The organism is Cellvibrio sp., from assembly GCF_039207905.1.
Classification (GTDB): domain Bacteria; phylum Pseudomonadota; class Gammaproteobacteria; order Pseudomonadales; family Cellvibrionaceae; genus Cellvibrio.
Map to the genome: position 1 here is coordinate 1 of NZ_JBCECX010000024.1, position 24,205 is coordinate 24,205.

22 protein-coding genes and 1 pseudogene are annotated in these 24,205 nt (G+C 49.6%); 11 read left to right on the forward strand and 12 right to left on the reverse strand.

The features are described from left to right. Positions 1-220, reverse strand: a pseudogene (locus AAGC78_RS14660) (cation:proton antiporter); the annotation flags it as partial. A 229-nt stretch (positions 221-449) separates the two neighbouring features. Beyond that, the gene (locus AAGC78_RS14665; protein ID WP_435784843.1) at positions 450-629 is read right to left on the reverse strand and encodes a hypothetical protein; all 180 of its coding nucleotides are present in this window, start codon (positions 627-629) and stop codon (positions 450-452) included. A gap of 173 nt (positions 630-802) precedes the next feature. Here AAGC78_RS14665 and glnA point away from each other — a divergent pair, with 173 nt between their 5' ends. The 5 genes from glnA (at position 803) to AAGC78_RS14690 (ending at position 7,417) form a co-directional block, all read left to right on the forward strand. Continuing rightward, on the forward strand, positions 803-2,203 hold the full coding sequence (gene glnA / locus AAGC78_RS14670; protein WP_435784844.1) for a type I glutamate--ammonia ligase: 1,401 nt from the start codon (positions 803-805) through the stop codon (positions 2,201-2,203). Between the two features lie 146 nt (positions 2,204-2,349). Next, entirely contained in the window at positions 2,350-2,886 is a 537-nt protein-coding gene (locus AAGC78_RS14675; protein WP_435784845.1) for a DUF4124 domain-containing protein, read from the forward strand. A gap of 153 nt (positions 2,887-3,039) precedes the next feature. Then, a complete protein-coding gene (gene glnL / locus AAGC78_RS14680) occupies positions 3,040-4,113 on the forward strand; it encodes a nitrogen regulation protein NR(II) (RefSeq protein ID WP_435784846.1) in 1,074 nt (357 codons plus the stop codon). Further along, the gene (gene glnG / locus AAGC78_RS14685) at positions 4,100-5,536 is read left to right on the forward strand and encodes a nitrogen regulation protein NR(I) (RefSeq protein ID WP_435784847.1); all 1,437 of its coding nucleotides are present in this window, start codon (positions 4,100-4,102) and stop codon (positions 5,534-5,536) included. The genes glnL and glnG overlap by 14 nt, the downstream gene beginning before the upstream one ends. Before the next feature lie 390 nt (positions 5,537-5,926). After that, positions 5,927-7,417: a methyl-accepting chemotaxis protein gene (locus AAGC78_RS14690; RefSeq protein WP_435784848.1), complete on the forward strand. Its 1,491-nt coding sequence runs from the start codon at positions 5,927-5,929 to the stop codon at positions 7,415-7,417. 55 nt (positions 7,418-7,472) lie between these two features. On the opposite strand, the gene AAGC78_RS14695 is transcribed toward AAGC78_RS14690, so the two are convergent. Beyond that, positions 7,473-8,633: a GNAT family N-acetyltransferase gene (locus AAGC78_RS14695; RefSeq protein WP_435784849.1), complete on the reverse strand. Its 1,161-nt coding sequence runs from the start codon at positions 8,631-8,633 to the stop codon at positions 7,473-7,475. Positions 8,634-8,786: 153 nt separating this feature from the next. Here AAGC78_RS14695 and AAGC78_RS14700 point away from each other — a divergent pair, with 153 nt between their 5' ends. The 3 genes from AAGC78_RS14700 (at position 8,787) to AAGC78_RS14710 (ending at position 12,069) form a co-directional block, all read left to right on the forward strand. Continuing rightward, positions 8,787-9,440 carry an exopolysaccharide biosynthesis protein gene (locus tag AAGC78_RS14700; protein WP_435784850.1) on the forward strand — a complete coding sequence of 218 codons (654 nt, stop codon included), beginning with the start codon at positions 8,787-8,789 and terminating at the stop codon, positions 9,438-9,440. A 16-nt stretch (positions 9,441-9,456) separates the two neighbouring features. Further along, positions 9,457-11,028, forward strand: coding sequence for a TerC family protein (locus tag AAGC78_RS14705; protein WP_435784851.1), 1,572 nt, complete (start codon positions 9,457-9,459; stop codon positions 11,026-11,028). Between the two features lie 477 nt (positions 11,029-11,505). Continuing rightward, on the forward strand, positions 11,506-12,069 hold the full coding sequence (locus AAGC78_RS14710; RefSeq protein WP_435784852.1) for a hypothetical protein: 564 nt from the start codon (positions 11,506-11,508) through the stop codon (positions 12,067-12,069). An 81-nt stretch (positions 12,070-12,150) separates the two neighbouring features. Here the strand turns inward: AAGC78_RS14710 and AAGC78_RS14715 are convergent, their stop codons facing one another. Then, positions 12,151-14,061 carry an ATP-binding cassette domain-containing protein gene (locus AAGC78_RS14715; RefSeq protein ID WP_435784853.1) on the reverse strand — a complete coding sequence of 637 codons (1,911 nt, stop codon included), beginning with the start codon at positions 14,059-14,061 and terminating at the stop codon, positions 12,151-12,153. A gap of 51 nt (positions 14,062-14,112) precedes the next feature. Here AAGC78_RS14715 and AAGC78_RS14720 point away from each other — a divergent pair, with 51 nt between their 5' ends. Continuing rightward, positions 14,113-14,619, forward strand: coding sequence for a TIGR02444 family protein (locus AAGC78_RS14720; RefSeq protein ID WP_435784854.1), 507 nt, complete (start codon positions 14,113-14,115; stop codon positions 14,617-14,619). Positions 14,620-14,711: 92 nt separating this feature from the next. Here the strand turns inward: AAGC78_RS14720 and AAGC78_RS14725 are convergent, their stop codons facing one another. Further along, the gene (locus tag AAGC78_RS14725; protein ID WP_435784855.1) at positions 14,712-15,641 is read right to left on the reverse strand and encodes a hypothetical protein; all 930 of its coding nucleotides are present in this window, start codon (positions 15,639-15,641) and stop codon (positions 14,712-14,714) included. 427 nt (positions 15,642-16,068) lie between these two features. On the opposite strand from AAGC78_RS14725, the gene AAGC78_RS14730 reads away from it, so the two are divergent. Then, positions 16,069-16,803 carry an FKBP-type peptidyl-prolyl cis-trans isomerase gene (locus tag AAGC78_RS14730; RefSeq protein ID WP_435784856.1) on the forward strand — a complete coding sequence of 245 codons (735 nt, stop codon included), beginning with the start codon at positions 16,069-16,071 and terminating at the stop codon, positions 16,801-16,803. A 101-nt stretch (positions 16,804-16,904) separates the two neighbouring features. Here the strand turns inward: AAGC78_RS14730 and rsd are convergent, their stop codons facing one another. Both rsd and AAGC78_RS14740 read right to left on the reverse strand, forming a co-directional pair. Beyond that, complete coding sequence (gene rsd / locus AAGC78_RS14735) at positions 16,905-17,369, reverse strand: sigma D regulator (protein ID WP_435784857.1); 465 nt, start codon at positions 17,367-17,369, stop codon at positions 16,905-16,907. Between the two features lie 132 nt (positions 17,370-17,501). Next, the gene (locus AAGC78_RS14740) at positions 17,502-17,999 is read right to left on the reverse strand and encodes a disulfide bond formation protein B (protein WP_435784858.1); all 498 of its coding nucleotides are present in this window, start codon (positions 17,997-17,999) and stop codon (positions 17,502-17,504) included. 242 nt (positions 18,000-18,241) lie between these two features. Here AAGC78_RS14740 and AAGC78_RS14745 point away from each other — a divergent pair, with 242 nt between their 5' ends. Then, the gene (locus AAGC78_RS14745) at positions 18,242-18,799 is read left to right on the forward strand and encodes a flagellar basal body-associated FliL family protein (RefSeq protein WP_435784859.1); all 558 of its coding nucleotides are present in this window, start codon (positions 18,242-18,244) and stop codon (positions 18,797-18,799) included. A 77-nt stretch (positions 18,800-18,876) separates the two neighbouring features. Here the strand turns inward: AAGC78_RS14745 and gshA are convergent, their stop codons facing one another. The 5 genes from gshA to kduI all read right to left on the reverse strand — a co-directional run bounded on the left by gshA (position 18,877) and on the right by kduI (position 24,149). Continuing rightward, positions 18,877-20,502 carry a glutamate--cysteine ligase gene (gshA, locus tag AAGC78_RS14750; protein WP_435784860.1) on the reverse strand — a complete coding sequence of 542 codons (1,626 nt, stop codon included), beginning with the start codon at positions 20,500-20,502 and terminating at the stop codon, positions 18,877-18,879. A gap of 104 nt (positions 20,503-20,606) precedes the next feature. Beyond that, positions 20,607-20,939 carry a hypothetical protein gene (locus tag AAGC78_RS14755; RefSeq protein WP_435784861.1) on the reverse strand — a complete coding sequence of 111 codons (333 nt, stop codon included), beginning with the start codon at positions 20,937-20,939 and terminating at the stop codon, positions 20,607-20,609. 64 nt (positions 20,940-21,003) lie between these two features. Continuing rightward, positions 21,004-22,305, reverse strand: coding sequence for a mechanosensitive ion channel family protein (locus AAGC78_RS14760; RefSeq protein WP_435784862.1), 1,302 nt, complete (start codon positions 22,303-22,305; stop codon positions 21,004-21,006). Between the two features lie 157 nt (positions 22,306-22,462). Continuing rightward, positions 22,463-23,257 carry a gluconate 5-dehydrogenase gene (locus AAGC78_RS14765; protein WP_435784863.1) on the reverse strand — a complete coding sequence of 265 codons (795 nt, stop codon included), beginning with the start codon at positions 23,255-23,257 and terminating at the stop codon, positions 22,463-22,465. 52 nt (positions 23,258-23,309) lie between these two features. Then, the gene (gene kduI, locus AAGC78_RS14770; RefSeq protein WP_435784864.1) at positions 23,310-24,149 is read right to left on the reverse strand and encodes a 5-dehydro-4-deoxy-D-glucuronate isomerase; all 840 of its coding nucleotides are present in this window, start codon (positions 24,147-24,149) and stop codon (positions 23,310-23,312) included. Positions 24,150-24,205 lie beyond the last annotated feature (56 nt).

The window sequence follows — 24,205 nt, forward strand, 5'->3', positions numbered from 1 at the left end:
TACCGTTGAGCGACTTGATGACATCGGGGTTAAACACAAAGGTGTAGTACTCGGGGAACGCATTTCCCAGCACGCCTGGGCCGAGCACAATCCCCATAATGATTTGTACTACTACGAGCGGTGCCCAGTAATCAGTGCGGCCGAGGCGCCAGATCAGGTAGGGAACCGTGAAAATGATCACCATCGCGATCAGGAAGATTTCTGTTGTTGTCATGTGCATTTTAGGAAGCCCTTGGTTCTTATAGGTTTTGTGTATTTTTATGTGCGCCGATATAGCTGCGCGGCGCAGGCTACAGCGATTTTGTGCGCCACTCGAACCAAACTTTATAGATATTCACTATAGGGTATTTAGCCAAAACCCTATACCAGAGGAGTGGCGATGAAGTCTTATGTAAATGGAGGCTGATAGAAGCAAAAAATGATGCAATTTGGCGCACGCAACTGGCACACTAGCGCTCGCTTTGCAGGGCAGCCAAAGTAGCGAGATTGAAGTGACAAATAATGTTCATTAATGGTGCAATTTTAAAATTTAGTGCATTTATTTGGTGCAATCGCGCTAAATCTTGATCCGCCTTATTGCTGGAAAGCCTTATTTTTACTGGTGTGTTGCTATTTATTTTAAATGGCATATATTTTGCCCCTTTTCTGACACCCTAGTCTTGCCCCGCTCACCGAAATGAGTCGCGAGCCCGGATGAAGTGGGGAAAATTTTTCGGTAGACCGTCCTTCAGGATTGTTTATCAGCGCAATAACAATTTTTCATAATCGTAGCCTTCGGGCTATTACAACTTGGAGGCATTCAATGTCTAAGACTTTAGACCTGATCAAAGAACACGAAGCTCGCTGGATTGATTTGCGCTTCACCGATTTCAAAGGTAAAGAGCAGCACGTGACTTTCCCATCAAGCGTTGTTAACGATAGCTTCTTCGTTGATGGCAAGATGTTCGACGGTTCTTCTATCGCTGGCTGGAAAGGTATTAACGACTCAGACATGATCCTGATGCCAGACGATTCAACTGCCGTTCTGGATCCTTTCTACGACGAAGCTACCATCAACGTTCGTTGTAACATCGTTGAGCCTGCAACTATGCAAGGTTACGACCGCGACCCACGTTCTATCGGCCTGCGCGCTGAAGAGTATCTGAAATCAACTGGTCTGGGCGACGTAGCTCTGTTTGGTCCAGAGCCAGAATTCTTCATCTTCGACAGCGTTCACTTCCACTCAGGTATGGGCGGCGCTTTCTACAAGATCAAATCTGAAGAAGCTGCATGGCAATCAGGTGACGACATCGAAGGTAAACACGGCCACGCTCCACGCGTAAAAGGCGGTTACTTCCCAGTTGCTCCAATCGACTCTCTGCACGACATCCGTGGCGCTATGTGTAACGCGATGGAAGCGATGGGTCTGGAAATCGAAATTCATCACCACGAAGTTGCTAACGCTGGCCAATGTGAAATCGGCGTAGGCGCTAACACTCTGGTTAAGAAAGCGGACGAAGTACAGATCCTCAAGTACTGCGTACACAACGTTGCTCACCAGTACGGTAAAACCGCTACCTTTATGCCGAAGCCTTTGATCGGTGATAACGGTTCAGGTATGCACGTTCACCAGTCTTTCTCCAAGAACGGCAAAAACCAATTTGCTGGCGACGCTTACGCTGGTCTGTCTGAAACCGCTCTGTACTACGTTGGCGGTATCATCAAGCACGCTAAAGCACTGAACGCTTTCTGTAACGCTTCTACCAACTCATACAAGCGTTTGGTTCCAGGCTTCGAAGCTCCAGTAATGCTGGCTTACTCTGCACGTAACCGTTCAGCGTCTATCCGTATTCCTTACACTGTTGGTGAGAAAGCCAAGCGTATTGAAACCCGTTTCCCTGATCCAACTGCTAACCCATACCTGTGCTTCGCTTCATTGCTGATGGCCGGTATCGACGGTGTTCTGAACAAGATCCATCCGGGCGAAGCAGCGACCAAAGATCTGTACGATCTGGAGCCGGAAGAAGAAGCAGAAATCCCACAAGTGTGTTCATCTCTGGAAGAAGCTTTGGCATCTCTGGAAGCTGACCACGAGTTCCTGTTGGCTGGCGGCGTATTCTCTAAAGACTTCATCGATGCTTACATCGACCTGAAGAAGCAAGAAATCCAACGCATCAACATGACTCCGCACCCAGTAGAATTCGAACTCTACTACAGTGTTTAAGAGCAGCGTGTAATGAGTCTGGTTTTGCCGGTTCGCCGGCAAAACTGCGAAACATTTCAGAAAAAGCCCGCAGAGGAAACTTTGCGGGCTTTTTCTTTGTCCACGGTAAGGCTACTCTTGGGCAAGAGCATCGTGAGGATAGGGTTATGCGCATCTTTTTATTGTGTCTGGTATTGATCGCCCCTTGGGTGGCTGCAGATGTATACAAAACTGTCGATAAGGACGGGCGTACGGTTTATACCGACAAACCTAAAACGGAAAATGCCGAAAAGTTGCAGCTGCGCGAAATTAATACTGTGCCCGGGGCGCAGCCTTTGCCCCAATCTTCACCGGTGGATTCCGTTCAATCGCAGCCCGCTGCGCTCAACTATAAAATTGACATTATCAGCCCGCGTAACGACGTGAGTATTCCCGTGGGGCAGCGCGATTTGGGTATTGCCGTCACCGTGAACCCTGGTCTACAACAAGGGCATTTGCTGGTTTTCTTTATGAATGGCGAAATGCTGGAAGAGACCACAATGGGCAATATCATCGTCAAAGATGTCCCGCGCGGCACCCATACATTGGTGGTTGAGGCAATCGACCAGAATGGTCAATCATTGGGCACTTCAGCGCCCGTAATCGTGAACGTTATTCGCCCAAATATTAAAACCAATGCCCTTCCAAAGCCCAAGCCAAAATGATCGCACCATTTTGGTGCTATAGTTTTCCTGAAAAGCCCTAAAATGGACGCTCACTGCCGCTAAACCCGCAGAATTAGGCCAATTCCTCACTTGGTTTGGTTTTTGCAGGAGCCTCCATGCCCATTGTCGAGGCGTTCAGGAGAGCAGTAGCTGGTGAGTCCGCGCGATATCTACAAACCCATACTGGATAGCTTAAGTACCGCCATTATTTTGGTGGATACCGATCTTCTGCTCTGCCATATGAATCCTGCTGCTGAAGCGCTGCTCGCCATGAGCTGCGAGAGCAATACCGGCGAACCTATCACCTATTTTTTCTATGAATCCGATGAGACTGACCGCCAGCTGAAGATCGCGGCGGCGCAGGCCAATCATTACACCAAGCGCCATGCTGAGTGGCGTTTACTCAGCGGTGGTTCGATCACAGTCGATTACACCGTAACCCCCTTTGGCAATCACGATGGTTTGATTATCGAGATCCAGCCGATTGATCGCCTGCTGCGGATCAGCCGTGAAGAAATGCTCACTACCTCCCATGAAACCACGCGCAATCTGGTGCGTGGTATGGCGCATGAGATCAAAAATCCCCTTGGCGGAATTCGCGGTGCGGCGCAATTGTTGGCGCGTGAGCTGCCTCATTCCGGCTTGACTGAATACACCAATATCATCATCGATGAGGCGGATCGCCTGCGTAATCTGGTTGATCGCATGCTTGGCCCCAACCAGTTGCCCAAATGGCAATCGCTCAATATCCACGAGGCGATTGAGCGCGTCGCCAATATCATCAAGGCCGAAAGTAGCGATGCGATCAAGATCGTGCGCGACTACGACCCAAGTATTCCGCCGATGCAAGGCGATAAAGAGATGCTGATCCAGGCACTGCTGAACATCGTACGCAACGCCATGCAGGCGCTGGTGGAGGCGAATGTCCTCAATGGTGTGATCCAACTGCGCACGCGTATCCAACGCCAGTACACCATTGGCCGCAAGCACCACGCGCTGATCTGCCGTATCGACATTATCGACAACGGCCCCGGTATTCCGGCCGATATGATCGAAAACATTTTTTACCCGATGATCTCCGGTCGCGCTGAAGGCACGGGTCTGGGCTTGACCATTTCACAACACCTTATCCATCAACACCATGGCCTCATCGAGTGCCAAAGCGAGCCGGGCAAAACCCGCTTCTCGCTCTACTTACCAATGGAAGCACAACATGCAGAAGTCTAATAAAGTCTGGATTATTGACGATGATCGGTCGATCCGCTGGGTGCTGGAAAAGGCCCTGCAAGGCGCGAATATTGAAACCCGCGTGTTTGACTCGGGCGACAGTGCCATGAGCCAGCTCAACCGCGATACGCCCGATGCGATCATCAGCGACATTCGTATGCCGGGTACCGATGGCCTGACCTTGCTCGGCAACCTGCACAGCACGCATCCGCAAATCCCGATCATCATTATGACGGCGCATTCCGATCTGGACAGTGCCGTAGCGGCCTACCAAGGCGGTGCATTTGAGTATCTGCCCAAGCCTTTTGATGTGGATGACGCCGTCGCCGTAACCCAGCGCGCGCTTGCCCACGCGCAGGAACAAAAAAGCGAGCACGCGCCAGAAAACAGTCTGGACACCAATACGGAAATCATCGGTGAAGCACCGGCGATGCAAGAGGTGTTTCGCGCGATTGGCCGTTTGTCGCAATCCAATATCACCGTGCTGATCAACGGTCAGTCGGGAACCGGTAAAGAACTGGTGGCGCGTGCGCTGCACCGCCACAGTCCGCGCCGCAACGAGCCGTTTATCGCGCTGAACATGGCGGCCATTCCTAAAGATCTGATGGAGTCTGAACTTTTCGGTCACGAAAAAGGCGCCTTTACCGGTGCGGCGGCACAGCGCCAGGGGCGTTTTGAGCAAGCTAACGGCGGCTCATTGTTTCTCGATGAAATCGGCGATATGCCGGCCGAGACTCAAACCCGTCTGCTGCGCGTATTGGCCGACGGCGAGTTTTATCGCGTGGGCGGTCATACACCAGTGAAAGTGGATGTGCGTATCATCGCCGCTACTCACCAAAACCTGGAAACCCTGGTGGCGGATAACCGCTTCCGCGAGGACTTGTTCCATCGTCTGAACGTCATCCGTATCCATATCCCCAAGCTGGCTAACCGCCGCGAGGATATCCCCAAGCTGGCGCGCTTCTTCCTGCATAAAGCGGCGACTGAATTGAACGTCGATCCAAAAGTGTTGCTGCCGGAAACCGAAGAGTATTTCTGCACCTTGCAATGGCCGGGTAACGTGCGTCAGTTGGAAAACACCTGTCGCTGGATCACGGTGATGGCGTCCGGGCGCGAAGTGCATATTGAAGATTTGCCGCCCGAGCTGCTCGAAAACAAAGAGACCAGCACCCCGGCGGATGATTGGGAAAAAGCCCTGCGCCATTGGGCTGATCAGGCGCTGACCCGCGGTCAACACCAGTTACTGAGCGAGGCGGTGCCGACTTTCGAGCGCGCGTTGATCGAAACTGCATTGAAATACACCGCTGGCCGTAAACGCGATGCCGCTAACTTGCTCGGCTGGGGGCGCAACACCCTGACGCGCAAACTCAAAGAGTTGGGTATGGCGGGTGGTAACGATCCAGACGGTGATGGTGACGATTAAGTCCAGTCAGTGTTAACAGGCAGCGGGCAATCGCGCCCGCTGTTTGATATTTCCTTCTTTGCTCCCGCCTTTTTTATATCCCGCTGATATAACTTTCTAGATTCTTTTCGGCATCAAAAACATCTTTTTAGATCTTCTTTTCCCGCTAAGGCAGCTTTGAAAAGCTGTGTCTATACTCTGCTAACTGGTATACAAACAGCCAGTGGCAAGCCCGATCAAGCCACAGGTCCACTACTACAGCTCACTTATAACTCTGTCTGTATACCGAAAAAAGGCATGCCTTCCCTCGCATCAGATGATGACCGAGTCGCGTCAAGATTGATGCTGGCCTGCCGCCAATAACAAGCGACATCCCAATAACTCTAATAGCCGAATCTATTCGGGGGAACCATGGTACAAAAATCTTTGCTCACCAAATTGATGGCGGTGCTGTTTGCAGCCATGGTGGCTATCGCCGTAATCGTGATGTTTATTAATTATCGTGTTGCTGCAAGCGATCAGCAAAAAAAGCTGGAGGCCGAAACCTCGGCGATGATCGCGCTGACTAACAGCTCAATTCTGGAGGCAGTATTTGCTTACGATTTCCAACAGGTCGAAGCTATCGCAAAATCCCTCGTCAATACATCACTGGTTACTTCGGTCAATGTGGTTGACCATCGCGGCCAATCGCTAGCGCAGGCAACAGACGATGATCGCAGTGAAAATCAGATCACGCGCAAAGACATTCCGATTGTGTATAACGGCAGCACGATTGGCAGTTATGACATCAGTTTTTCCACGCAAGAGTTGAGCGATACGCTTAGCTCGCAGGTTGAAACCAGTGCGTTGACGGTGCTCGCCCTTTTGGCGGCAAGTTTGATTACTGTTTATATTTTGATTCGCAGTTTGGTGTTGGCGCCGGTCGATGAAGTAACTCGTTCACTTGCGACTATTGCTGGTGGGGGTGGAGATTTAACCCGTCGTTTGCCAACTGCCAGTAAAAATGAAATCGCCGCACTCGCGCATAACTTTAATCTGGTGATGGAACATATCGCCGATATTATTCGCAATGTGGTGCAAGTGAATGACAAGGTGCGTGTCAACGTCAATAAGATGAGTAGCGCCACCGAAAGCACAGTGAATTCCACTTCACAACAATTGCGCGAAATTGAATTGGTGGCGACGGCGGTAGAAGAGTTGTCCGCATCGGCGACGGAAATTGCGCGTCACGCCGGTGATACTGCCGAGCGCACTAACGCTACCAGTATTCTTGCCGAAGAAGGCAACACTATCGTTAATCTTTCGCTTGAAAACGTAAATCGCCTCACCGGGCAAATTGAATCCACTGCGCAAAAAATTCAGGTGCTGAAAAATAATTCAGTCAATATCGGCTCGGTAATGGAAGTGATCCGCACTATCGCTGAACAAACTAACCTGCTCGCATTGAACGCGGCGATTGAAGCCGCGCGTGCCGGTGAACAAGGGCGCGGTTTTGCGGTAGTGGCTGACGAAGTGCGTTCACTCGCGCAAAAAACCCGTTCATCAACGGAAGAAATTGAGTCGATTATCGTGCAACTGCAGCGTGCGGCCGATGAAGCGCATCAAGCGATGAATACCAGTACCGCATCGGCACGTGAAACGATTGATACTGCTTCAAAAGTAGGTGGTGCGCTCGATAAGATCCGTGCAAATATCGGCATCATTAACGATATGAATCATCAAATTGCCACTGCATCGCATCAGCAAAGTTCGGTGGCCAATGAGGTGAGTAAAAATATTACCGCGATTCACGGCTTGTCTGAAAATGTGGTAGAGAACGCGCAGATCGTCAATCACAGTGGTAGCCAGTTGATTAACGAAACCGGCGAACTGAAAAAACAAATCGATAGTTTTAAAGTGTAGTTATCGGCAAACTGTAAACAATGGCGCACTGGTTGCGCCATTTTTTTGGGGCGGATTATTCGGTATCGGTTTGTTTGAAGGGTAAGTGGGCGCGGGCATCCTCTGCGTAGGCCTGAATGGAGGCTGCTTCAGTTTCGATAAAATTTTCAATCGCTGCGCGAAAACCGGGTTCCTGAATCCAGTGATTGGAACAGGTAATCACTGGCTCAAAGCCGCGCGCAATTTTATGTTCGCCCTGTGCGCCACCATCAAAACGTTGCAGTTGGTTAGCGATAGCGTAATCAATTCCCTGATAGTAACAAGTTTCAAAATGCAGGAATTGGTACTCCTCAAAGCAGCCCCAGTAACGCCCGTAAATTGTTGTGCTGTCGCGCAAAAATAAAGAGGCCGCAACAACCTCGCTCGCGTGAATATCATCGGTCTTGCGCGCGCAGATCATCACCAGGTTTTCACTCATGCTCGCGCCGAGTTGCTGGAAAAACGCCTCTGACAAATAGCCTTTGTGACCGCTGCGTTTTAAATAGGTATTGCGGTAGAGCGCGTAAAACAATTCCCAATCAGCGGTGCTTAAATTTGTTCCGGTTTTTGTTTCAAAGCTGAAGCCTTGTTCTTGTACCTGACGTCGCTCTTTCGCAATATTTTTGCGTTTGCGTGAACTCATCTGTGCGAGGAAATCGGCGAAGTTTTTATAGTCGCGATTAAACCAATGAAACTGGCAGCCGATGCGCTGCGGAATTTTCTGTTCACGTAATTGTACGCTCAGGTCACCGTCAGGAAATAAACAATGCCAGCCTGATAGCCTTTGTTCTTCGCACAAGGCCGTTAGCGAATTGCTGATATTTTCAATCAAAGTCGGTGTGTGATATTCGGCGGTGCACAATAAACGCGGGCCAGTGCACGGCGTAAACGGAATTGCATTAATCCATTTCGGATAGTAGTTAAAACCGTAGCGGCGATAAGCATCGGCCCAGCTCCAGTCAAACACATACTCACCATAGGAGTGCGTTTTGATATAGCCGGGCATAGCCGCAATAAGTTGTTCGCCCTCGCTCACCAATAAATGCCGCACCTGCCAGCCAGTTGCTGCAGTGGTGCACCCGGTATCTTCCAGTGCTGCCAAAAATTCGTGGCGGATAAACGGGTAGTCCGACGGGCAGAGGCGATTCCACTGCGCGGCATCTATCTGGCGGATTGAATCGATAAAACGGATTTGCACTGCATTGCCTCTGTGAATGGCGGAACCATGGTGAATCTTAGGGGTTTTGCGGGTTTAAAAAGCGTAAAGTTTCGCAACCAGCGACCGGCGCGCTAGGCATTGTCATCCGGACTACAGTAGAATCCAGCCATCTTTATAACATCTGGTTTCTCAATGCCTTTGTCTGAACCCGACCCTGGACTTCCTGCCCAGCGTCATTCTAGTGCCAGTTTATCCTCCTTGTTATTGGCTTTTGCCGCAAACTTTAGCGCCGAACGGGTGCGGGTGCGCGACATCACCGAATCCTTGGGGCAGCGCTCGTTCGGTTTTATCCTGCTGATTTTCGCCCTGCCCAACTCCTTACCTATCCTTGGCATTCCCGGCGTTTCGACCATTACCGGCCTGCCGATGCTATTCGTTGCAGCGCAGATGGCGCTGGGTCATGACCGTGTTTATCTGCCGGGCTTTATCGCTAACAGCTCGCTGGCGACGGCGGACTTCCAAAAGCTGATCACCAAGGTTGTACCCTGGCTGCAGCGTATCGAAAAATTGATGAAACCGCGTATCGCCTTTCTCACCCAGGGCAATGCCGAGCGCTGGTTAGGCGCGTTCTGTTTTCTGCTGGCGTTCCTGCTGGCGCTGCCTATTCCGCTTGGCAACCTGCTGCCAGCGCTAGGGGTTCTGTTTATCTCCCTCGGGTTGATTGAGCGCGACGGCGTGTGCGTGCTGGCGGGGCTGGGTATCGGCATCGCCAGTTGGGTATTCCTGAGCGGTTTGGTGTGGGTCTTGTTCAAGACCACCCTCGCACTTATTGATCGTTTGATTTAATCCTGAGGAAATAATCGTGGAATGGATAGCGGATCCCGGCGCTTGGCTGGGATTGTTAACCCTGATAGTTCTGGAAATCGTGCTGGGGATCGACAACCTGATCTTTATTGCGATCCTTGCCAACAAACTTCCCCCGCACCAGCGCGATAAAGCGCGCGTGATTGGTTTGAGCCTCGCGCTCCTGATGCGTTTACTGCTGTTAATGGGTATTTCCTGGCTGGTCACCCTGACCGAGCCACTGTTTAGCATCTTCGATAAATCCCTTTCCGGCCGCGATCTGATCCTGTTGCTGGGCGGACTATTCCTGCTGTTCAAAGCCACGGTGGAAGTCCACGAGCGCCTTGAAGGTAAGGTGCATTTGCCGCGCAATACCCAAGTACACGCCGCATTTTGGGCGGTAGTTGCACAGATTATTGTGCTCGACGCGGTCTTCTCGCTCGATGCGGTGATCACCGCTGTGGGTATGGTTGAACACGTGGAAGTCATGATGATCGCGGTGGTGATAGCCATGATCATCATGATCGTCGCCAGTAAAGCGCTGACGGATTTTGTAAATCGCCATCCAACGGTGGTGATGCTCTGCCTCGGCTTCCTGCTGATGATTGGTTTCAGCCTGGTGGCTGAAGGCGCAGGCTTTGAGATCCCCAAAGGTTATTTGTACGGTGCGATTGCGTTCTCGGTCCTTATCGAAGTGTTCAACCAATTGGCGCGTTCCAACCGCACACGTAATTTGATCGGCGAACGACCACTGCGTGATCGCACCGCCGAAGCAGTTTTAAAATTATTGGGCGGACGAAGCAATGCGGATGAAGTCGGCCACGACATCGCGGGCATGACCTCATCCGATAGCGAAGAGCTGGCATTTGAGCACAGCGAGCGCACGATGATCCGCAGTGTGTTGCAGCTATCTGATCGCCCGGTGCAATCGTTGATGACGCCGCGTCCGGATATTGTCTGGGTCGATGCCAGCGCAACACCGGCAGAATTATTGGAGATCCTCAAAACCACGCCGCAAACCCGATTACTAGTCGCGCGCGATGAATTGGATAATTTGCTCGGTGTAGTGCAAAGCCGCGATTTGTTAACCGCCGCGCTCGATAACCAACCACTCGATCTCGCTAAATTGGCGCTATCACCGCTCGCTGTACCCGAAGGTACCAGCGCACTGAAAGTGCTGGAGATGTTGCGTCAGGAAACCTTGCCGCTGGCGATAGTGATCGACGAATACGGCAGTATCAGAGGTGTGGTAACCACCGGCGATTTGCTGGCAGCGATTGCCGGTGAATTGGCCGATACCAACGATGAACCGCTGGCCATTCAAGCAGATGATGGTTGGATGCTCGACGGCAGTATTTCGCTCGAACAACTTGAAGAGCTGTTGCATATTAAACTTGATCGCGGCGATGGCGACTATTTTACCCTCGGTGGATTAATGCTTGAGCAACTGCAGCATGTGCCGGTCGTCGATGAAGAAATTACGCTCGCTGGCCACATCTTCCGCATCAAAAATATGGAAGGCCGCCGGATATTGCATGTGCATGCAACACCGGTTGCCGATGATCCTGGTATTACGCAAATAGGTTATTGATCTGGCTTTTCTGTGATCATGATGTGCGAAATGAATACACAGAATCGATTTGCAAATCTGCAACATAAATTCACTGCATAACTTAATAAATAAATCCGTTTTTTAACGGATTTATTTAATTTGTTCGCTTTTGAAAAATAAATAACCAATTTGAAAACTAAATCATCAATGAAATATTTTCCTAAGTGTGTTTCCGCACATCATTTGTATTTGTCCTGTGCGAAATTTGCCAACGAAAATGAATGGATAATATTTTGCGGGAGGCGTGGTGTTGGCAAATAGCGATTCGAGAACTGCCGCACTTATCCTGCGCAAACTTCGTCAGATAATGCGCGCGCAAAAATATTACCCATCACTTATTCAGGATTCATTCATCCTCGCAACCTAGTATCACTTTTGAATTTCAGTTTTAACATTACCGCTGTTATTTCGATGATTAAACATCGTAGCAAGCGACCATACCGGAGAGACCATACTATGAAAAATTCAATCAAGAAAATGACCTATGCACTTGCAGCGGTAAGTGTGTTTGCCAGTGCAAGCGTAATGGCACGCGGTGCCATCAGCTACAACTACGCCAGTCTGCAATATGTTGACCAGGAAATAGACGATTCCGATTGCAGCCAGGATGGTTTGCGTATCGCGGGTAGCTACGCATTGAACAGTGACTTTTTTGTGGTGGGTTCTTTGAGCGATGTGAGTGGCGGCCGCTGCGGCTCAGAAAACTACAGTGCAGGTATCGGTTACCGTACATTGTTCGGTGCTGATTCGAGCATCTACGGAACCCTGAGCGCAGAAAATACTTCTGTTGATCACGGCAACAGCGATTCAGGTTTGATCGCGGCAGTGGGCGTGCGTGGCTTTTTCGCACATAACCTTGAAGGTAAAGCACAATTGGCTCACCACACCGCATTTGATGGCAATACCATCGTAAGTGGTGGTGTGGCGTATTGGTTTGCTCCAAATCTTTCTGTAACCGGTGATGCGGGTGTAGGCACTGAATCATCAGAGGTTGCTGTTGGTTTGCGCATGAACTTCTAATGCGCTAACAATTTTCGGGTAATAAAAAAGCCGGCATTGTTGCCGGCTTTTTTATTGTTTGGTGAAAGCAATTCTCCGATTTTATTGGCTTGCTGCTTCAAGCTCTTCACTGACCATCAGCCAATTTTCTTCCGCTTCTTCCACTTGGGTTTGCAGCTTGCCTTGTTCAGCGATCAGCTCTTGCAGCTTGGCTTTGTTTTTATCGTCGTAAATTGCGCTGTCACCCAGCAGGGCTTCGATTTCGCCCAAGCGCTTCTGCAGTTTTTCCAGTTGAGTTTCGAGGCTTTTTAATTTATTAGTCAGCGGCTTTAACTGCGCGCGCTGCGCTGCTGATTGTTGGCGCTGGGCTTTTTTATCAACTTTGTTGTCATTCTCATTTGCAACAAGGGTTTCTTTTTCAGCTACCGCAGCGTTGGTTTTTTGCTGCTGCATCCATTTGTAATAATCTTCCAGGTCGCCATCAAACTCGCTGACTTTGCCATCGGCCACCAATAAAAATTCATTCACAGTGTTGCGCAATAAATGGCGATCATGCGATACCACAATCACTGCACCTTCAAATTCTTGCAGTGCCATGGTTAATGCATGGCGCATTTCCAAATCGAGATGGTTAGTCGGTTCATCGAGCAATAATACGTTGGGTTTTTCCCAGGCAATAATCGCCAACGCCAGCCGCGCTTTTTCTCCACCGGAAAAGTGAGTGATAGGTTCAAATGCGCGGTCGCCGTGGAAATCAAAACTGCCGAGGAAATCGCGAATCTCTTGTTCGCGTGCCATGGGCGATAAACGCTGGATATGAAGCGCCGCCGAGGCATTAATATCCAGGGCTTCCAATTGATGCTGGGCAAAATAACCGAGTTTAAAATGTTCGCCGTTAGTGCGATCACCGGTAATCAGTGGCAGTGAACCTGCCAGTGTTTTTACCAGACTGGACTTACCCGCGCCGTTGGGGCCGAGCAAACCAATGCGTGTTTCAGCACGAATTGCCAGCTCGACTTTATTGAGAATAATTTTACTGCCGTAACCAATATCGGCGCGTGCAATGTGCACCAAGGGCACCGACATTTTGTCGTTACACTTAAACGTAAAACTAAACGGTGAATCGATATGTGCGGGCGCAATTTTTTCCATGCGCTCCAACTCTTTAATCCGGCTCTGCGCCTGGCGTGCTTTGGTCGCCTGTGCACGGAAGCGGCGGATATAACTTTCGACGTGTGCAATACGCTCTTGCTGCTTCTCAAAGCTCGCCTGCTGCTGCGCCAGCTTTTCTGCGCGCTGGCGTTCAAACGCAGAGTAGTTGCCGCTGTAATTATCGAGTTTTTGTTTTTCGATATTCACAATGCGGTCGACAATATTGTCGAGAAAGTCGCGGTCGTGCGAAATAATAATCAAGGTGCCGGGATAGCGCTTGAGCCATTCTTCCAGCCACAGGGTTGCATCGAGATCCAAGTGGTTGGTCGGTTCATCGAGCAACAATAAATCGGATGGGCACATGAGCGCTTGCGCGAGGTTCAAACGAATTCGCCAGCCACCGGAAAAATCCGATACTGGACGTTTATCGTCGCCCGCAGCAAATCCCAAGCCATTCAGCAATTGCTGCGCGCGCGAGGGCGCCGTATAGGCATGGATGTTTTCCATATCGCTATACAGATGCGCGAGTTTTTCACCGTTGTGTTCCGGGTCGGCATTCGCCTCGGCAATTTCCTGCTCCAGACGGCGCAATTCGCTATCGCCATCCAGCACATAATCGAGCGCACTGCGCGAGGTATGACCAACCTCTTGCGCCATGTGCGCGATACGCCATTGCTTGGGGATATCGAGGCTGCCGGTATCGCTGTGCAATATGCCCAGCAACAATTGGAACAGGGTGGATTTACCGGTGCCATTGGCGCCGATTAAACCGACTTTCTGGCCCGGATAAATGGTGAGATCGGCGGCATCCAATAAAAATTTGGTGCCGCGTTGCACGGAGATGTTTTGTAATTGAATCATGGCGCGCATTCTAGCAGACTTGCCCCAAACCCCTGCTAGCGGATTTTTGTTATGCCCTCAGCTCCATCTACCCATCCTTCCGGTTTGTGGGAGTTCTCCCTCGATCTTTATGCGCGCCCCGGCGTCGCCAATCAATGTTTGCAATTGCAGGACGAGCAGGGAGTCAACGTCAACCTGTTGTTATGGTGCGCCTGGCTGGATGCTCGCGGCCTGATTCTCGATGCCGGGCGTTTGCACAGCGCGCAAAAGCGTATTCGCGGTTGGGACGAGCATTACGTGGTGCCCCTGCGGCAATTGCGGCGCAGGATGAAAGTTGAATTTGGTGTGGAAGACGCGAGTATCGAAGCGGTGCGCACGCAAATCAAACAGGCGGAGTTGCTGGCCGAAAAGCAGTTGCAATTATGGTTGGAGTCGTTGGTATCGAGCTGGGATGACCATCCGGATCACGGGATAGATTTTACGTCGGGCTGGAGTAATGTGCGCTTTTATTTGCATCATTTGAGTGTCACAGATACAACAATTACGCAGTTGCTGGAGCTGTTTGGCAGTGATTGTTAGTCGATAGCAAATACATTTTCCGGCCTTAAAAAAGGGCGCAGAGGGCGCCCTTTTTTAATGGTATTACTTAAGTCTTTTCGCTCAATGAATTTTTAGTTCAATGAACCTTTGTCATCATCGAATGGCAGACGAGTGTTGTCTGCAACGGGTGATTCCACATTGGTTTCTACTTTTGGCGTTTCGGCGTTTGGCGTTTCCACTGTGGTGGTTTCTGCCACTACTGGAGCTTCAATCGCAGGTGGAACTTCACCGGGCAATGGAGCATCAACAACTTCCGGTGCTTCAACAACGGGTGCAGGTGCAGCTACTTCAGATTTTTCAGCAGGTTTAGCGGCTGGCTTTTTCGCCGGGGCTTTTTTCACTGCTGGTTTCTTTGCCGCCGTTTTTTTTACTTCAGCTTTTGGCTCAGCTTTGGGTTGTGCTGGCGCTACAGCGGCAACTGCAGTTTCTGCCGGTTGCTTAACTGCTGCTTTTTTAGCAGCTGGCTTTTTGGTTTCTACTTTCGCTTTTTCCGCTTTCGGTTTTGCGGTAGGTACAGCTGGTTTGCTTTCAACTGCGGCAGTTTTCTTAACCGCTTTTTTTGCAGTTGTTTTTTCTTTTTTGACTGCCGCTACTGGTGCAGCAGCATCAGCTTTGGCGGGTTTTACTTTTGCAGTTTTGGCAACTTTTTTGGTCTTGCCTTTGAGCTGCTCAGCAACCGCTTTGGCAACTTCTTTTGCTGCGGCTTGCGCTGATTTTAATTTGCCCAGCGCTGCTTGTGCGCCAGCAACCGCTTTGGTTTGTGCGGCCAGGTCTTTTTTGGCTTGGCTCAAGCGCGCTTTAGCTGCAGGGGTTTTACTGTCTTTTGCGGCCAAATCCGCTGCTTTTTTCTTGGCACTTGCCAGCGTTTTTTGTTCAGCAGCTACTGCTTTTTGCGCAGCCGTTAATTCTTGTGCGCGTGCTTTATCCAGTGCAGCAGTGAGTTTAGCGATTTCTTGTTCCAATTCGGCAACCGAATTTTTTGGAGTTTTGGGCGCGGCCATAAAAAATACCTGTGTGAAAAAGCGTTGGAAAATCTAATAGTGTCGGCGGCAAACGTGTCGTTGCATTTCGGGCGAATTGTAGCTGTGCCTTGGCAAAAAGTGTATGCCTTAGTGATGGGGAATATGGCTGGAATCTATATCGACCCGTAGCATAGATGTGCAGCTGAACTTTGTTACCAAGGTGGAGTCAGAAACGGTTCTGTCGCAAGGCAACTTTGCGCGCCCTGCAGTAAATGGGGGGCAGTACACACTTTGGTCGGGTGTTTCGCGTAGGCTGGCGCTAAAAACGCGCACATTTGGTTTTAGTTGGTATACCATTGCCGCCTGCTTTGGCGCCGCAGTAAGGTGTCGGCTAGGACCAAGCGAGCGGTACGCTTGCTTCACACAGACAACGATTACAAATCAATGATTACTAATAAGGTGCATTATGTTTAACAAACGTTTATTGGTTGTTGGCCTGATGGCTGCTACTGCTGGCCTGATTGGCTGTAAAGAAGAAGCAAAACCGGTTGATGACAGCGCGAAGCTGACTACTTTGGAACAAAAAGCCAACTACATCATTGGTCAAAACCTGGGCAAAAACCTGCAAAACGGCGGCCTGACTATTGAGCCTGATTCACTGGCATTGGCGTTGACTGACATCCGTGATGGCAAGCCTTCTCGCATCAGCGAAGAAGATATGCAAAAGATCATGCAAGAAGTTCAGCAAAAAGCCATGGCTAAGCAAGAAGAAGAACAAAAGAAGCTGAGCGAAACCAACATTGCTGAAGGCAAAAAGTTCCTCGACGAAAACAAAGCGAAAGAAGGCGTGACCACCACTGCTAGCGGTCTGCAGTACAAAGTGATCACCGAAGGTAAAGGCGCCAAGCCAAAAGCAACTGACACTGTTACTGTTAACTATGTTGGTAAGCTGATCAATGGTACTGAATTTGATAGCTCTATCAAAAACGGTCAACCAGCTACTTTCCCTCTGGACGGTGTAATTCCAGGTTGGACTGAAGCTCTGCAATTGATGCCACAAGGTTCCAAGTGGGAAATCGTAATCCCATCAGAATTGGCTTACGGTGCTGGCGGTCAAGGCCCAATCCCACCATCATCAACTTTGATTTTCGAAGTTGAATTGCTGGAAATCAAAGCGCCAGAAGCGGCTGCCAAGAAATAAGGATTGCTTAACTGCAACCCATAAAAAACCCGCGTAATGCGGGTTTTTTTATGGTCGGGATTTAATGGTTTATACCATCAATCCCGCTTTGCAGCAAAGTCCTAACTAACGAGGTCTTTGTGCGAGGTATGCAATACCGAGATCAGGCGATCTTCAGCACTGAAGCGAACTTCCAGCGCTTCACCCAGATGTGACAAGTCAGCACTGATAGAGCTGAGGTCGTCGGTTTCCAGATACTTATCATTGAAGTCGAGCAGTTTTTCGGTAGTGGTATCGATGGTGTCGTACAGCTTGCCGGCTTCTTGTAGCGCCTCGGCATCGTCGAACTCACGCCCTTCTTTGATCAGTTGATCGTAAACTTCAAAATGCCCGGCTGACACATAATCCACCAGAATCTGACAGAAACTGCGCAACTTTTCACCGCGTTGTATATCGCTAAGATCCTGGTCCAGTCCGCTCAATGCGCAGTATTGCACCAGCATTGTCTGACGTTCTTCCAGCCAGCGGTCAATAATTTCACTGACGCCACCCCAGCGCTCTTTGGCGGTTTTGCAATTCTCTAACATCCGGACATCCTATGCGTGTGCTGCGCAGTTGGTCTTCAGTGGAGCCGCTCATCGGCTCCAGAAAAACGTAAACAGACTGCTATTGATTTTGAGTTGCCACAATAGGCCATCTCATCCATCTGGGCAAGACACCTAGGCCAGTTTGTCACGCTTGCGCAACACTTGGTAAAGATTCACGCCAGCAAGGCCAATAAACGCGATAAATGTCCATGCCGCGAGGCTCAGGCCAAGGATTTTATCCACGTGGGCGCAGTTGCCATCGCCCTGCAGCAGCAGCTTGAGCGCGTCCATAAAGGGGAATACCTCGAACATATAAGAGAGGCCAGGACCGCAGGCGGGAACCTGATCGGCAGGCAAGCTTTGCAGCCAGAGTTGGCGGCCGGCGAAGCAGGCGCCGAGGATCGCACTCACAATCCCGAGGCTGGCGTAGACGCGGCGGCCCGTAAGTGCCGGGTTATGCAGCGCCGCCGCAAGCGCCAATAGTCCGGTGAGGACAACAAAACCGCGCTGGGTGATACACAGGGAGCATGGGATCATCTTCATCACATGCTCCATATAAGCAGCCGCGAGCATCATCAGGGTACAGGCGATAAAGATCAGGAAATTGGTTTTGCGAACACTGGGGATCATAGTGAATCCTTAAAAATGGATACTGCTTATAATTTGTTGGTGTGTTTGGCCGGTGTTTCTCGGGGCTTATGGTAAGCAATAAGCTGCTACCAGAGCCAGCGATTTCCAGTTGTGCGATTACCTCTGCCTCAGGCAAAAAGCCCGCGTACATCGGGCGGAATGGTCTATGCTTTGGGGCAAGTGCGGTTATCGCGTCAGTTGGAGCGCAGAATCTTGCGCAAGTTCAGGTGTTTGGAGTCAGTATGAAAGTGGCAGTTAAATTTTTTATTGCATTGATGGGGTTGGCAGCCTTGCCAGCACTCGCTAGTGGCGGTGGCCCTAAAGTGGCCGAAGGTGTGAATTACATCGCCATCGAACCGGCGCTGGTAGTGAATTACGGTGGGCCGGGTAAGGTACGCTTTATCAAAGCGGAATTATCATTGCGAACGGAAACCGGTACCGATGCCACTGAAGTGATGCACCATTTGCCGCTCATTCGCGATCGCCTGATCAGCATCCTCAGTGCGCAGACCGAAGAGATCATCAGTACGGCGGAAGGTAAAGAGTATCTGCGCGTCTATGCGTTGGCGGAAATCAATAAGGCGCTGCTGAAAGTGGAAGGCCACAGTGTTGATGATCACGATGACAAGCACGGCGCAGATGACAAGAAAGGTGGCGATAAAAAAGCGGAACCAAAACACGAGGAAGCTGCGTCTGATCATGCTGACTCAGGACCAGTGCTTCCTTCTGTTGCAGATGTAAAACCGGTGAAAGGCCCTGCGTCAGATTTATTCTTTAATAATTTTGTAGTTCAAAAATAAGCAGTTCAAAAAAGTCTATCTGTAGCAGTTGCCAATCAGGCAACTGCTCTATTCCTCAGTATTAATTCTCACTGCTTTTAATTTTCACAACTACAGCCGCGATACTGGGAATAATATTTTTCCAGATATTGATCAAAATCCAACTGCTGACTAGTTTCCAATTTGTGTTGCGCCTGTAGCGATTGCTCGCTCATTTGCACAAATTCTGCGTATCTGTTTGCATCTAATTCATTAGCCGCAAAATGGGCACGATGTTGTTCTGCCAGTGCGAGTGTATGCGCGTAAAAACTTTGTTTGGCGCTGGTCATATCGCGCAGCACGCGGGCAGAAGGCGTTAACTCTGCATCGTTGATTTTTGCCAATTGCAGTTGCAGTGCATGACGATAGGCATCGCCACCTTTGGCTTGGTCGAGCAATTCGGCGCAGGCGATACTGCCCTGCAAAATTTCGTTAGCCCAATCTTTCATGCTAACAGATGAATCGCCGCGCAATAACTCCAGTGCCGGATCGCGCCCGTTGTTTACAATACGCTTCTGGTTTTCCTGGCCTTGGTAAAATTCGCGCTCATCCGTTTCCGGGCTATCGCTCAGCAGACAATAAAGTAAAAATGCATCCATCACTTGCATTTGTTCGATGGTGATACCCAGTGGTTCGTAGGGATTTAAATCCACGCAGCGCACTTCAACATATTCCACACCGCGTAAACGCAATGCTTGCAAGGCCGTTTCGCCGCGTTCGGTTGTGCGCTTGGGGCGAATGCTCGAATAAAATTCATTTTCGATTTGCAGCAAGCTGCTGTTGAGTTGCTGATAATTTCCATCCACATCTTTTACACCGATTTGCTCGTAAGCTGGATGGCTTTGGGTAATCGCACCGCAAAGGGTTTTTAAATAATCGCTCAGGTTGTTGTAATTCACCACCAGCGTTTTTTGCGCATCGCTTTGGTAACCCAAATCACCCATGCGCAAGGATGTCGCATAGGGCAAATACATGGTTTGTTCAGCAGCGGGGAATGGCTGCAGTTTGTGCGCGCGATTTTTAACAAAGCAGGAGCAAACCGCTGGTGATGCACCGAACAAATAAATCAGCAGCCAGAAGTTGCGGCGGAAATTGCGGATCAAACCAAAATAGCGTTCGGTTTTAAAATCTTGCAGCGATTGTTGGTTGCCACTTTGCGTTTGTAGCACACGCCAAAAATCATCGGGCAAACTGAAGTTGTAGTGAATACCGGCGATAGTTTGCATGGAGCGACCATAGCGATGACCGAGCCCAACGCGATAAACGGTTTTCATTTTGCCGCTATTGGAACTGCCGTAGCGCGCAACAGGAATTCCCGCATCGCTACCAAGGATGCACGGCATGCTCGCGGGCCAGAGGCGCTCGCGCTTGCTGGCGAGTTGGTGATAAGTAAAGCGATGGATATCATCCAGCTGCGCCAATAATTGTTCGACATCGGCAAAGGGCTCGGTAATAAATTCGAGCAGGGCTTCGCTGTAGTCGGTGGTGATATGCGGATGGGTAAGTGCCGAGCCGAGCGCTTGCGGATGATCGGTTTGCGCCAAAGTGCCTTCCGGTGTAACACGCAGGCTTTCTTTTTCCAGGCCGCGCAGAATTCCGCGCAAGCTGGCGTTGTTGGCCGGTTCGGCAAAGGCGGCGAGCAATTCACGCCCAATACCTTGGGTTAGACCTTGGGATACAGACACTTCAGGTTCCTTTAGCTGCAAGAGCAATCAGGTAGGCCGCGATAGCGACGATAACCAGTTAATAATAGCTGGGTAAAGACCGGATGATCAGGGTCGGGCAAAGTTTAGGACAAGTCGCCCTGCGGTGCTGGCCCATCTGCCGGAGTGGCAGTGGCATTCTCCGCCTCCAGCGGCTCAAATAAATCCTTGCCTACCTTGGGTAGGGGCTCGGGCATTATTTCCGGATCGATCAAGGGCAAGCCTTTTTCATTGGGGCTGCAGCTAAGCACTTTGATGCGCTGTTTATAGTCTTTCGAGCTGGCCTCAAACATCTGGTTGATGGCTTCATCTTTATGCGCCGTCTTGTAAAGCGCCGCCAAGTCGCGCCCGTCCAGCCAATTGTTTTGTCGGCCAAGAAAGAGTTTTTCCTGATTTTGCAGGATAAAAATTTCGCTCATAACCTGATCAATCCCGGTTGCCTATATGGTGTAGGCGCAAATGTGGGGGTGAAGGCCACCAACTTCAAGGTGCATTGGTGGCGATTACTTTATTTTGCGCTGCCCCGGTCTGCAGTCCAATATTTTGCACATCGTAACCCGATGGTGCCTGATAAACGCGCAGGCCAAATTCCGGCAATATGGCAAAAACATGATCAAAAATATCGGATTGGATCGCCTCATAATTAACCCAGCCGGTATCTTTTGAGAACGCGTAAATTTCCAGCGGTATACCCGTCGGTTCAGGTGCAAGCTGGCGAACAATTTGGGTCATGCTGGTGTGGATGGATTTGTGCTGACGCAAATAAGCGATCAGATACGCGCGAAACGTGCCCAAATTGGTGAGTCTTCGTCCATTGACCAGTGAGGTTAAATCCACACCGGCTTGTTGGTTTTCGGCTTCAATTTCAGCGATTTTTTTCTCGATGTAATCGCTCAATAATGCGGTGCGACGCAAGCGCACAATATCATCCGGCTGTAAAAATTTTACGCTGGTTGCATCGATAAAAATTGCGCGCTTGATTCGTCGCCCACCGGACTCGCTCATGCCGCGCCAATTTTTAAATGAATCTGCAATTAATGCGTAGGCGGGAATAGTAGTGATGGTGTTATCCCAATTGCGCACTTTTACCGTCGTCAAACTAATATCAATTACCGAACCATCGGCACCGTATTTCGGCATTTCCAGCCAATCACCCAGCGCGAGCATTTCATTTGCGGAGAGCTGGATACCGGCAACAAAACCGAGAATTGCATCCTTAAATACCAACAGCAACACGGCCGTCATCGCGCCCAAGCCGCTAAACAAAATAATTGGCGATTTGCCAATCAAGATTGAAATCACAAAAATAAACGTAATGAATGCGGCAATCAGTTTGATACTTTGAAAAATACCGCGCACAGGAATATTGCGTTTATTGCTTTCGGATTTAAATATATCTTCGAGGAAATTGAGCAGCGCAAATAACGATAGCAGTAGATAAAACACTATCCATAAATACGCCAGAGTCGTGACCAGACTGGTGATTTCTTCGTCTTTGGGTAACCAGATACGCGCTTGTATCAGTAGCACAAAGCCTTGGAATACCAGCGCAATACGTTTTAACAAACTGTGTTTGTGTAGTGCAACGCCCCATGGCAATTGGCTTTTATAGGCGCTACGTTTGAATGCGCGCAAAATAATCGAGTGCAAAATAAAATGCAGCACAACTGCAGTAACAAGAAAAATTCCCGCCACAATCGCGGCGTAAACCCACTCGCTATATTCCCAATTGTGGCTGTTGAGCCAGTGCACCAATTGCGCCTTTAGTTTTTCTCCCAATCCCATAGATATCCCCGGTAACATCGCCGAATTACAGTCAGATTCATCATTCTGACCCAAAACTAAGCGATTCTATCCCCCGAGGCAACCCTTTTCGGTCTGCAGAAACAACAAGCCCAGCGCGAGGCTGGGCTTGGAAAACATCTGACTGAATTTATGTTAATCAAGCTTCATTGCTTGGTTTGCCGATAGTAGCCAGAATCCCGCCATCGACATAAACAATTTGACCAGTAACAAAATCACTCGCTTTGGATGAGAGGAAAATTGTTGCACCTTGTAGATCATCCGGATCACCCCATTTAGCAGCGGGAGTGCGGTTGATAATGAAATCGTTGAACGGATGGCCGTCAACGCGGATGGGTTCGGTTTGGCTGGTAGCAAAATAGCCTGGGCCAATGCCGTTCACTTGTACGTTGTATTTCGCCCATTCGGTGGCCATATTTTTGGTGAGCATTTTCAATCCGCCTTTTGCTGCCGCATAAGCGCCAACAGAATTACGGCCAAGCTCGCTCATCATTGAACAGATATTAATGATTTTACCCTGGCGACGCTCAACCATTTTGCGTGCAACCGGGCGCGTCATAGTGAACACACCGGTTAAATCGATTTTGATCACTTCTTCAAAATCTTCCAGCGACATTTCCAGCAGCGGTGTGCGTTTAATGATGCCAGCGTTATTAACAAGAATGTCAATCGGGCCGTGGTCGTTCTCGATTTGCTCTACTGCTGCTGCAACTTGATCTTCATCGGTCACATTAAATTTGTAACCAAATGCCTGAAAACCTTTTGCACGATATTCATTCACCGCGTGATCGATTTTTTCTTGCGATGAGTTGCCGTTAATAATTAATTTTGCACCGGCACTGGCAAGGCCGCTCGCCATCGCCATACCCAAACCGTGAGTTGCGCCGGTAACTACTGCGACTTTTCCGGTTAAATCAAATAATGGATGATTCATAATTTTTTACCTTCACAACGTCATATTCGAAATGTTCTGCGTTGGGGATGATTTATTTCAGGTCGCTTGGTTTATGGAAATCCATATCGGTGTAATCGTGGTTTTCACCGGCCATGCCCCAAATAAAGGTGTAGTTCGCAGTACCCACGCCTGAGTGCATTGACCAAGGCGGCGACACGACGGCTTGTTCATTGCCAACCCAGATGTGGCGGGTTTCATCTGCTGGGCCCATAAAATGGCAAACAGCGTGAGTATCCGGAATATTAAAATAAAAATAGGCTTCCATCCGGCGGCTGTGAGTGTGCATCGGCATGGTGTTCCAGATGCTGCCAGGTTTTAATTCCGTCATACCCATTTGCAATTGGCAAGTGTCCAGCACAGTGCTGATCATCAATTGATAAATTTCGCGCTCATTACAGGTATCACCCGCACCTACTTGCAACACTTTACTGTTTTCTTTGTTGAGTTTTTTGGTTGGATAGGTTTGGTGCGCAGGTGTTGAGTTCAAATAAAATTTTGCTGGATTACTGGCGTCGTCGCTGCTGAAAATAATTTCTTTAGCGCCGCGGCCAACATAAAGAGCTTCTTTCGTTCCAATGGCAAAGACTTCGCCGTCTACCGATACTTTACCCGGGCCGCCGATATTGATTGCACCCAGTTCGCGGCGCTGCAAAAAGAACTCCGATTTTAATTGATCGTAAGTTTCCAATGGCACTGCTTTGTTTACCGGAAATGCACCGCCTACCATCAAGCGCTCATAGTGGGTGTAAGTGAACAGCACTTCATCAGCAGCAAAAATATTCTCAACTAGAAAATGCTTGCGCAGTTTTTGCGTGTCGTAGTGTTTGTAGTCATCAAGATGGACTGCAAAACGTTCTTCAAGGACTTTCATAATAAAACCTTCTCAATACTCGGCTGGTTACTGCCCGCGCTTATATAGATGGCGCA